The sequence below is a fragment of the Paenibacillus algorifonticola genome, from assembly GCF_050481745.1.
Taxonomy (GTDB): Bacteria; Bacillota; Bacilli; order Paenibacillales; family Paenibacillaceae; genus Pristimantibacillus; species Pristimantibacillus algorifonticola_A.
The window spans coordinates 1-9291 of record NZ_JBCNGR010000074.1 but is presented as its reverse complement, the minus strand read 5'-3'; the positions used below and the strand labels follow the sequence as shown (position 1 = coordinate 9291).

At 48.3% G+C, this 9291-nt stretch carries 8 protein-coding genes; all 8 read left to right on the top strand.

What is annotated here, in order from left to right:
- Positions 1-791 precede the first annotated feature (791 nt).
- Positions 792-2324: a contractile injection system protein, VgrG/Pvc8 family gene (locus tag ABEW34_RS31435; protein ID WP_430165667.1), complete on the top strand. Its 1533-nt coding sequence runs from the start codon at positions 792-794 to the stop codon at positions 2322-2324.
- Positions 2325-2334: 10 nt separating this feature from the next.
- Positions 2335-3447 (top strand): pentapeptide repeat-containing protein, encoded by a 1113-nt coding sequence (locus tag ABEW34_RS31430; protein WP_430165665.1) that lies wholly within the window; start codon positions 2335-2337, stop codon positions 3445-3447.
- Positions 3448-3480: 33 nt separating this feature from the next.
- The gene (locus ABEW34_RS31425; protein WP_430165662.1) at positions 3481-4011 is read left to right on the top strand and encodes an imm11 family protein; all 531 of its coding nucleotides are present in this window, start codon (positions 3481-3483) and stop codon (positions 4009-4011) included.
- Complete coding sequence (locus ABEW34_RS31420; protein ID WP_430165660.1) at positions 3992-4609, top strand: hypothetical protein; 618 nt, start codon at positions 3992-3994, stop codon at positions 4607-4609. The genes ABEW34_RS31425 and ABEW34_RS31420 overlap by 20 nt, the downstream gene beginning before the upstream one ends.
- A gap of 35 nt (positions 4610-4644) precedes the next feature.
- Positions 4645-5019 carry a DUF4280 domain-containing protein gene (locus tag ABEW34_RS31415; RefSeq protein ID WP_430165657.1) on the top strand — a complete coding sequence of 125 codons (375 nt, stop codon included), beginning with the start codon at positions 4645-4647 and terminating at the stop codon, positions 5017-5019.
- Between the two features lie 27 nt (positions 5020-5046).
- A complete protein-coding gene (locus tag ABEW34_RS31410; RefSeq protein ID WP_430165654.1) occupies positions 5047-7944 on the top strand; it encodes a late control protein in 2898 nt (965 codons plus the stop codon).
- 18 nt (positions 7945-7962) lie between these two features.
- On the top strand, positions 7963-8625 hold the full coding sequence (locus ABEW34_RS31405) for a pentapeptide repeat-containing protein (RefSeq protein WP_430165651.1): 663 nt from the start codon (positions 7963-7965) through the stop codon (positions 8623-8625).
- Between the two features lie 42 nt (positions 8626-8667).
- On the top strand, positions 8668-9291 hold a 624-nt coding region (locus ABEW34_RS31400; RefSeq protein WP_430165648.1), incomplete at its 3' end, for a suppressor of fused domain protein.

Sequence of the window (9291 nt, the reverse complement as noted above, 5' to 3'; positions counted from 1 at the left end):
AACGCAGGTACCGAAAGGCTACTTAAAACTCTCGGTTTCTTGTGTCTACTCTATTGACAGAGGTACACGGCTGTACCAGCCATCGAGTCCCGATTCGTCGCACTCCGTACGGAGTGCGTGGATTGAAACAGCAATGGTCGCACTCACATTTTTTATCGTCATGGTCGCACTCCGTACGGAGTGCGTGGATTGAAACCTTGCTGCTGGCCGCCTTGCCTGTTGATGTTTTTGTCGCACTCCGTACGGAGTGCGTGGATTGAAACAAATGGGTGTATATGCCCGAGTGGAGCAAATGCGTCGCACTCCGTATGGAGTGTGTGGATTGAAACGATCATGGCGCCACCGGAAACTCGCCTGTTTTTTCGTCACACTCCGTATTGTGGAAGAACAGTAAGTGTCACGGATTCAAGGTAAGATTAAAAATCAACTAAGAGGTCATGAAGGATATGCAGGACATAGAGTAGCACAGCCTCATTTTTAGTAGTAAGACAGCGGAAAATTTCATGATAGTACAGGCTTAACGCTAGCATTTAGCGTTAGGCTTTTTTTGTTTTCAAGCTCCTTTTAGCTGGTGTTTGGAGATAGGTACAGGCAAATCCACTTATAAAAAACTGCTAAATCGCTGTTATAAAATACAAGATTAAAATAAAATATCTCTGTATTAGTGTCTACTATTTTAAATTTAAATTACTAGAATTGTATTAACTTTCCTGTATCGGGCGCCGATAATGATAGAAATAAAATATAGTTAAACATATACAAATTACCATCTGAGAAGGAGAAACAAACGAATGGCTAACCAAGTGCTAAATTATGGAGATATTCTAATTACCTCCTATGAGCTTGTCCGTTTGCATGAACTGGAAGTCGTGAAAAGTGTCAATGATCATGCTTATTTAAGGTTTTCAGGCGTCATTCATGAAGAGAAGAAGGATAGTTATGTCAATCAGACCACTGCCCAGACACCGGTGAAGGTACTGTTGAAGGACAAGGAGACGGGAAAGGACGAGATGTTGTTCAGCGGATTTGTGCTTGATGTGGAGGTAAAGGCGGTTCGCGGCATTTATTATATCGAGGTAAAAGCGGTCTCCTATACGTATTTGCTGGATGTAAAGCGGAATAAGCGCTCTTTTCAAAATCCAAAGCTAACCTATAGCGGGCTGGTGGACGCCGTCATTTCTCATTATTCCAAAGCGGATTGTATAGATGCAGCCAGCCAAGGCCAAGCGATTCAAACGATTGTGATGCAGTATGAGGAGACGGATTGGCAGTTTCTAAAGCGGATTGCTTCACGGTTTTATACGGTGCTTGTTGCTGCCGCTGAAATGAGCGCGCCGTGCTTCTTTCTGGGGCTGCCAGAGGGTCAGGACAAGGGCAAGCTTGTGGCCAAGCATTATACCGCGAAAAAACGGGTTTCGGAGTATCAATATGCGGTAGAAAATGATGTGCCCGGCATTGATGACCAGGACTACACCGTGTATGAGGTAGAAAGCGAACGGCTGCTGGTTCCCGGCAACGAGGTGCTTTTCAAAGCCAGAAAGCTTGTTGTAGGGCGTGCGGTATCCTGTATGAAAAATAGTATTCTCACCCACACCTATCAGCTGTTCCCGAGGAAAGGCCTTCGGCAAAAGAAGGAATACAATCAAGCGATCATTGGCGCTTCCATTCAAGCGACGGTCGTCAAAATCAATAAGGATACGGTTCGCGCCAAGCTGGATATGGATGATCAGGAGGACCCGAATACGGATTATTGGTTCCCCTATTCCACGATTTATGCCTCCGAGGGCAACACCGGCTGGTACTGCATGCCGGAAGAAAACGACAACATTCGGATTTATTTTCCCAGCAGCAAGGAAGAAGAAGGCTATGCAATCAGCTCGGTCAAACGTGGAGCGGCCTCTGATGCCAAGTCATCGGGCAGTTCTTCAGGTTCAGCAGGAGCAAGTGGATCAACAGGGGCAGGAGCAGCTTTGCGGGCTGTTGTGCCAGTCGCCGCTTCTGGCGGGGCCAAGGACGATGGCTCGGATTGGATGTCCAATTCGGATCGCAAAAGCTTTCGCACGAAGTACGGAAAAGAAATTGTGTTGGAGCCGCATCAGATCGTCATTCAGGCAGCCGGCATGGCGATCGTCATCAGCGATGCGCAGGGCATCCAAATTACGAGCGACCAAAACATCAGCATTAATGCAGGCGGCAGCATGATGATGAAGGCCAAAAACATTCAGCTGTCAGCGGGCAAAATCGAGCTGAGCGGCAAAGCGAATACGATTACGCTTGGCGACAGCCTCGTCAAGGTTGACGGCGAAGAAATCAAAATGAATTAGAAGGGCGCATATGGCGATGAATAAACAGCAGGTGATCCAGCATTTTACCGAGCATCATGGCATGCCGGCGTTTGAACATCAGATTGCAGAGCTGGAGCATTATTTTTTGCAAAATAAAGCAGGGCTGGTGGACGGTTTGATCGATTCCTTCCGTCAGATGTGCGGACATCTGCATAATCTCCAGCAGAATGGGCGGAAGGGGCCGATTGCTTTTATTCACTATTCGATGCTTCGCACCTCCGTTTTGGATCAGTCATTCACTTACAAGATGGAGGGCTACTCGGAAAAATGGTACGGCGACCCGGAGCCTTTCTTTCATGCTTATGATGCAGGCTGGCTGTATGAAGATATCCCAATTATCCGGCAGGTGCTGGATAGGGCACGCAAAACGTATATGAATCACATTAGGGCAGGCGTTGTAGAGGGGATGCTGCTCAGGCAGCTTGAGGTCCTTCATCCTTTTGTTGTCGCTATTGCACGTATCGCTATGCCGCTAGCGATTCAGCTGCCTGAATATAAGGCGCTCCTAAAGGCGCCTGTGCTGCGTGTGAGAGTCGGCGAATATATGGATTTCAGCGAGGATGTTTATGTGGAGCATCAGGAGCCGCGCGATGAGCAGGATATTCGAAATCGGCTGGAACAAGACCAGGGGCAAGGTCAAGGTGGCATTCAGCCTTATGACAGCTTGCGGGGGCTGGATTTGAAGGGCGTAAAGTGTAAAGCAGCCGATTTGCGATATGTGGATTTCAGTCATAGTGAGCTGACCGATAGCGGGTTTCAGAGCTGTGCCCTTATTGGCTCGAGATGGAGCGCCTGCTCCGCCGCAGGGGCGGATTTTCGGCATTCCTTACTAACGGATGCCGACTTTCGGCATGCCGATTTGCGCGGAGCCCTCTTCGAGCATTGCAGCGGGCAGCCGTTTAAAGAGGGGCTTCACCGCTTCCCTGGACTGCTTGGCGTACAGTTTGATGGTGCGAATTTGGCAGGGGCGAGCTTTGTTGGCGCAAGGCTGGGGCGGGCGAGCTTTGAAGGCGCCAATCTGGAGCAGGCTGTTTTTTCTGCGAAAGATCAGGAGTTTTTCCGACTGTCCGAGCAGCAAAGGCAGGTCATTCAATGGGTATAAGCGGGTGCAGGCGCAGTTGGAAGGGGGAGCGCAATGAGTGAATATTTTATTTTAAACGAAGAACAGCAGCTGGATGGTACCTTTAAGCCGCCTAGATTTGACAATGGCAAGCCTTTTGCACAGCTGCCTGCGATTTCTGTAGTGGATGTGGCGGCTCAAGGAGATGTCGAGGTGCTGGACTGGGTGGAGCGGCCAATCCGCATGGTATCTGACAAAATAAAAACGATCGCCATTAAATATAACGCCCGGATTGCTTTCAAAAGAGTGTATTTTATGAACCGGGAGCAGCAGTTCCAGCCGCTTTATTGGGCTATGCAGGTTCCGCCCATCGATGCACTATCGGTTCAAAGCAGCTTTCATCCGGATCAGACGATAAAGCGGCTGGTGCTCGCGCGGAGCAAAATAGCAGGCCATCATATGTTTACCCTTACGGGAGTGAGAGAGCCTTATCTCGTCCTTAGCTTGGCGGCGGCTGAGAGCTTGCTGCGCCGGGAAGCGACGGGTTTTGTTCTTAACCGGGTCGAGGTAGACGAGGAGGAACCGTATGAAGCGTTATATGGATGAGCAAATATTGGATACGTGGATGAGGTCGCCTCATGCAGATACAGCGGACCGCGAGCCGCAATGGGTAGTTGAAGGCGCAGGGAGCTTTCTTAGGATAGACGGACAACCCTATCGCATGCAGGAGCTGCGGCTGCTAGATGGGCGTGTAAGCTTAATGCTGCCTTCCTCGCTATCGGCGATGCAAGAGTCGGGATCACTCCAAGCGCAAGTGGAGGCCAAGCAGCAGCGAAAGCATGAGCAGTGGTCATTTACCGATGATACGAAGAGCATCGTGTGTACGCTCAGTTGGTTAAAGCATGAGCTGCAGCTCCCTTACCTTGAGGGATTTGCACAAGCGATGGTCGTGAAAATCAAGCAAATGCGTCCAGAGCTGCTGCTTACGGGCGGCGGTATGCTTAAGCCGGAGGCGCATGAAATCGCCTATTACGAATGCCTTCTTCCAGAAGGGGAGAAGTCCGTTTATCAGGTTGTAGGGATGACCGTGTTTGCCGGGAGAGTGTTGATGAGCAGCTTTCAATTTCCGCTGCGCGAGGTAGAGCTGTGGCAGCAGCTGGCCCATGCGGCTATCTCCACGCTTAAACTGGTAGAACCATTATAAAATGATGAGGAAAATGCGAGGAGGAGGGATAGCTCATGATGTTTACGATGCTGCTGCAAGCGCTGATGAGCGGCATGCTGGAGGGCGAGCATTTTTATGTCGTCAGAGGAGCCGTATTAAAATGCAGCGAAGGCTCCGATCCGGGTGTGCTTAATTTGCCGACCTCCCATGGCGTCTATATCAAAGACCAGCCTGTCTTGCATGTCATGGATGCTGTTCCAATCGAGAACATTAGCCATTTCGGCTTTTGTAAAAAAACGGGCGGTGTCTGCGAGCCATTGACCTGCGGACCTTGGACAGATGGCAAGAAGGATGTGCTTATCGATGAGCAGCCTGCATTGCTTAGTTCATCCCAATTAATGTGCGTGACAGGAGGCACCATTACCATTGATCAGGATGGGCAGCTGTAGCCATTAAAGGGCGCGAAGGGGATGAGAATGAGGATGTGGATAGAGGAAACGCAGCAGGAAAAGGAACAGGCCAAGGAAAGGGCAAGGGAAGAGGCAGCGGTAGCAACTTACAAGGATCTGCGCTTCGTATGGCCCTATGGCAAGCTGCGGCTAGAGCAACTGGAGATCGTTCATGAATTTGGGGAGCACGGCAAATTAATGGTAACGGGAATGGTAGCAGAGGAAAAAGAAGATGAGATTATGACCCATGCTTCGGCAAACGATCATATCGGGGTGTACCGGGTATTCAAGGATGACAGGAAACAGCCGCTTTTTCTGGGACAACTACATCATGTCGAACTGCATGCCGCAAGGGATGGGGTTCGTGTGCAGCTTGAAGCCTTGTCCCATACCTATGACTTTGATACGCGCCGGAAAAAACGTTCTTTCCAAAGCACAGATCGTACCTACAATGAGATTGTATGGTCTATTGTACGCGAGTATGGGCGTGGAGACGTTATTGATACGGCGTTTGGGAAGAAGAAGACGGGCAAATTTATCATGCAATATGAGGAGACGGATTGGGAATTTCTGAGGCGCTTGGCGTCTCATGTGGGGGCGGAGCTGGTACCGGATATTGCGGCGCATAAACAGCAGTTCTGGATTGGCATTCCGGATGGCAAGGCTCCGATTGAGCTGGAGGGCCATCCCTATGAGATCAAGCGGGAAATAGCTCCTTATTTGGAATGGGAAATGAACCATGAGTCTGGCGGGCTAGAGCAGCATTATACCTCGTATCAATTTGAGTGGGGGAAGCTGCTCCAGCTTGGCGATGAGGTGAAGCATGGCCATGTTACCTATTTCATTACAAAGCGGCATGGATGTCTGAAGCACGGGCTGCTTCAGTGGAGCTATGAATGTGCGCTGCCAGAGGGTTTGAAGAAGCGCAAGCTGCATAATCTGGCGATCATTGGAGCTTCTATCAATGGCAGCATCATCGACGTACAGCGCAATCAGGTCAAGCTGCATCTGGAGATGGATAGCAAGCAGGATGCGGAGGAAGCGCAGTGGTTCCCGTATTCGGCAGAAGGGAATCAGGTGCTGTATATGCTGCCGGAGAAGGGGGCGGCGGTTAAGCTCTATTTTCCAAGTGCAGACGAGGATGAGGCGATTGTAACCCACGCGGTGCGGATGAAGGCGGAAGGAGTGCATGCAGAGAAGAGCCACAAGACAATGGCCGATCCAGGCGTCAAATCCTTCGGCAATCCTCAGGGCAAGACCTTCAGCCTGGGGGACAGCGAGCTGCATATGACCGCACAAGAAGGAGCGCTGTTCATTGCACTGAACAAGTATTCGGGTGTGACGCTGAACAGCTCGACGGCTGTACAGATTCAAGCCGCTGGCTCGCTGAATCTGAGCGGTGGTTCGATTGAGGTAAGCGGTGAAGAAAGTCTCAACATTCAGACGGCAACGGAGTCGATCGACTTAGGGGAAGAAGTGAATGTAAAGGGAAGCGAGATTGAGCTAAAGGCAAGTGTGACGCAAACGTATGAGCGAATATTAAGCCCGTTTGAGCAGCAGGTACAAGAAAAAGGAATCAAGCGAGTGGCGGCCGAGCGGATGATGGAAAACCAACTGGCGCGAGGCAGTGGGGAATTAAAAGCGCTGAAAAATGAAGCGTTGGAGCTTTGGGATTTGGCGGTAGATGCAGCGGATATTTTAATCAACTCGGATACCGTATACGAGTGGGTGAGTGGTAAAGAGGCCGCGCCGCTGGAAGAGCGCAATGATCTGATGAAAGGATTTTTGCAAGCCGTAGATTATGGCATGGAAACGGTGACGCTGCAAAAATCGGGAGGAGAGATCTGGAACGATATCACTTCCGCTGCCACAAGCTTTGTACAGCCGATCGTGGACATGCCTACTTTTAATCCGATGATGTTCAATCCGGCCTTTATGTTGGTCCCGAAAAGCATGACACTGAATCCAACCGAATTGCTCTTTCAAACGAAAGAGGAGAGCGAGGAAATCGGACAGAAGACAATGGAAGGCTATATTCGCATTGTGGATGCGGGCACGATGGTTTTAGGTGCAGCGGGAGCGACGAAGTCCCTTGCTAAAGGGGTGGGCAAAGGCGCTAAGAACGGGCATGCGGACGGAGGAGATGGTCCAGAGGGGAAGAAGGAGAAAGATGGCGAAGGAAAGCCGCTTCTCACGGATCAAATGGACGAAGTAACTGCGGCCGCCTCGAAGGATGGTAAGCTGAAGACGAACGCCTCGACGCTTGAAAAGCTATTGGACGAGCTGCAAAAGGAAGGTATACTAGTAGAAAAACTACGTCATGCTGTGCTGGATATGCTGCCTTTCCGTGTAGCTGTGATGCGAACGCCAGATGGTTCAAGGTTCTGGCAGATGATGAACCAAGCGGAATATAGGCAGATGTCGCGGATGGATGGCGGCGGCGGTATGCATGGTCCTGAGGGGACGGGTAAAGGAAGTAAGCCTAATCAATATGATGAAGCAGGAAACTATACTGGGGGAAGAACTCAAAAGGAACTGGACGACTTAGCAGGTGATCCTTCGCATGGTGGTAAGATCAGGGATCAAGGTTTAAAAGAAAGAGAGATAGGACTCGAATTGGAGCGGCAAGGGAAATTAGGAAAGATTGTACGTGATCTTCAGGAAAATAAAGGTGCTGAATTTATTGAAGTAGCTACTGGTCAAAAATGGGATGTGAAGAGTTTTGAGTCTTATCCTCATGGTCATACGTCACCTAAAAAGGGAGCCTTTACGGTCAAAAAATCTATGGATAAAATATACGAGGAATTTGATCGTGGTCATAATGTAATTATTGATACAAGAGAATTAATTCCTGAACATGTAAAGCAGTTAAAAGAGACCATAAAAGATGCGGGAGTTTCAGATCGAATTATTTGGTATCCATAATAAAAGGCGGTGCTAGCAATGCAGATATTTAGCCAAGAAGAACTTATAAAACAATTAGATTCACATCGAATATGGATTGAAACGGTCGGAGATAAAGGTGAAAAATTAGGCGTAGATGAAATAGATTTTCGTAGTATAGACTTAGTGGGATATCCGCTAGATCAAGCATATTTGACGGCATGTACATTTGACGGTATGGATTTAAAAAATATAGATATGTCCTCATCATTATTATGTTCATCAACGTTTAAAAACGCAAATTTAGCAAATTCTGATTTTTATAAAGCAGATTTATCGTATACAGATTTTACAAATGCATATGCCCAAAGCGCAAGATTTGCTAAAACCGATTGTTCTGAAGCGGTCTTTTTTAATGCTAATCTGACAAGTTCAAAGTTAATTGCTTGTTCCCTTTATGTTACAGATTTTCGTAATGCAAACTTGAGTAATGTAGATGTCAGTTCATCATCTTTTAAAGATACGTTGCTAAAAGGAGCGAATTTAAAGGGCATTAGAGGAATAGAAGAAGCTTTCATAAAAAGTATTAATGTCGGTACACCAGAAAGTCCGATACTCTTGGAAGGTGAAGAAGCTAAACAATGGTTAATCCGCAATAGTTCAATAAATAAGGAGCCGGAGTTATTGCATACAGACGACTCATCCGGTTCTGAGCAGCAATAGAACACAATTGATGCCTGTAATGAAACGAAAGAACACGACAAATTGGCAAAATATTTGCAAACTGCAGAGAACAGTGTTCACTCCACTGCCAAGCACGTTACAAAGCATCAACAAGCCGAGGTGTTGCAGCATATAACCGACTGCTTGGGTCCGATCAGCCAAACAATAGGCGAGGCAACGGCTGGCGGCAATGTACAGATTAACATTCACATCATCTATCCATCCGACGAAAGAAACTATATCACGCTCGTTACAAGCGGGATGAGCGACGGTCCGATAGACGAGTCGGAGAAGGGCGAAAAATACAAATACGCCGAATTGTTGTTGAAACTGCCGGCGAATTGGCCCATCAACCAATGGAAGGATGACAAATGCAACTGGCCGATACATTGGCTGCGAAGGCTAGCTATTCTTCCTCATTTGCATGAGGGATGGCTGAACGAATATGTCACGATTCCGAACGGAGAACCGCCGCAACCGCTAGCTTCGAATACCCAATTATCATGCATCATATTGTGCAGGGCGCTCGATCCGGGTTTGGATAGGCTTCCAAGGTCTGATGGTTTTGTAATCAACTTCTATACCCTCGTCCCCATCTATAGCGAGGAAAGAACCATCGCAAACAACTACAGCAGGAAATTCTTTTTGGAGTGCTACGATAAAAAT